General features: G+C 73.5%; 1 protein-coding gene. It reads right to left on the minus strand.

Translation table 11 applies throughout. The annotated features are described in order from the left end of the window. On the minus strand, window positions 1–1,636 hold a 1,636-nt coding region (locus ABZ260_RS50845), incomplete at both ends, for a polyketide synthase dehydratase domain-containing protein (protein WP_355633116.1).

Below are 1,636 nucleotides of genomic sequence, written 5' to 3' on the forward strand. Positions count from 1 at the left end.
GGACCATCCTGACCAGCCGGGGCACCAGGAACGCCCCGGACCGCACCGCCAGCTCCGGCTCCCCGCAGGCCACCGCCGCCCGCACCGCCGCGTCCCGTTCCCGGCCCTCGTCCAGATCCAGCAGCACGAAGCGTCCCGGATGCTCGGCCTGCGCCGCCCGCACCAACCCCCATACCGGAGCGACCGCCACATCCACATCCACGTCCGTGCCCTCGCCCACCGCCACCGCGCCCCGGGTCGCCACCACCAAAGGCGCCGACGTCGGATCCTCCCGCTCCAGCCACGCCTGCAGCGCCTCAAGCACGCCACCGACCACTGAGCGCACCACCTCCGGCGTCTCACCGGCCGGCCGTACCGTGCAGTCCACCACCACAACCGAATCGGCGGCATCGACAGCCGCATCAGGAGAAGCGGACCATTCGGTCACCTGCGCCGCACCGGCCGCGGGCACCTCGATCGGATTCCATGCCACCTGGAACAGGGGCTGCTCCGCTGCCGCGCCCAGCTGCTGCGCCGACACCGGACGCCCCACCATCGACCCCGCCGACAGCACCGGCCTGCCGTTCTCATCGGCCACGTCCAAGCTCAGCGTGTGCTCACCCGAATGCCGCACCCGCACCCGCAGCGTCGAGGCACCCGAGGCGTGCAGCACCACCTGCCGCCACACGAACGGCAACACCGCCCGCCCGCCGCCCGCCACGCCCGAGGGGTCGATCAGCGACACGTGCATCGCCGCGTCCAGCAGCGCCGGATGCACCCCGAACCGCCCCGCCTCCGCAGCCACCCGCTCACCCAGCACGACCTCGGCGAACGACTCCTCCCCCCGACGCCACGCCGCCCGCAACGCCTGAAACGCCGGCCCGTAGCCATAACCGATCTCGGCCAGCCGCTCGTACGCTCCCGCCACCTCCACCTCGGCCGCCCCCGCCGGCGGCCACTGCACCAGATCGAACCCCGGTTCGGCCGCCCGCTCCGCCAGCACTCCCTGGGCGTGCAGCGTCCACTCACCACCCGCCCGCTCATCGGCTCGGGAGTACACCCGGACCGCGCGCCTGCCGGTCGCACCGGGGCCGTCGACGACCACCTGGACCCGCACCCCACCGGACTCGGGCAACACCAGCGGCGCCTGCAGCGCCAGCTCCTCCACCACCGCGCAACCGACCTCGTCACCCGCGCGGACCACCAGTTCCACGAACCCCGTCCCGGGCATCAGCACCCGTCCCAGAACCTCGTGGTCGCAGATCCACGGATGGGTCGACGCCGACAACCGCCCGGTCAAGACCACCCCACCGGACTCCGGCGACACCACCACCGCCCCCAGCAGCGGGTGGAGCGCCGTCTCAAGCCCCAGACCTCGTGCGTCCCCGCCCCGCCGACCGGTCGGCCAGAACCGCTCCTTCTGGAAGGCGTAGGTGGGCAGCTCCACCCGGCGGGCACCGGGGAACATGGCCGGCCAGCTCACCGGCACCCCATGCACGTGCAACCCGGCCAGCGCCATCACGATCGTCTTCTGCTCGTCCTGGCCCCCGCGCAGTGCCGGCACCAGCACCGCGTCCGGGCCAGAACCGGCTTCGGCCTCCGCGGCGAGGGTGTCGACCGCCATCGCGGTCAGTACGCCGTCCGGCCCGACAGTTCC

The organism is Streptosporangium sp. NPDC006013 (assembly GCF_040614275.1).
Lineage (GTDB): Bacteria > Actinomycetota > Actinomycetes > Streptosporangiales > Streptosporangiaceae > Streptosporangium.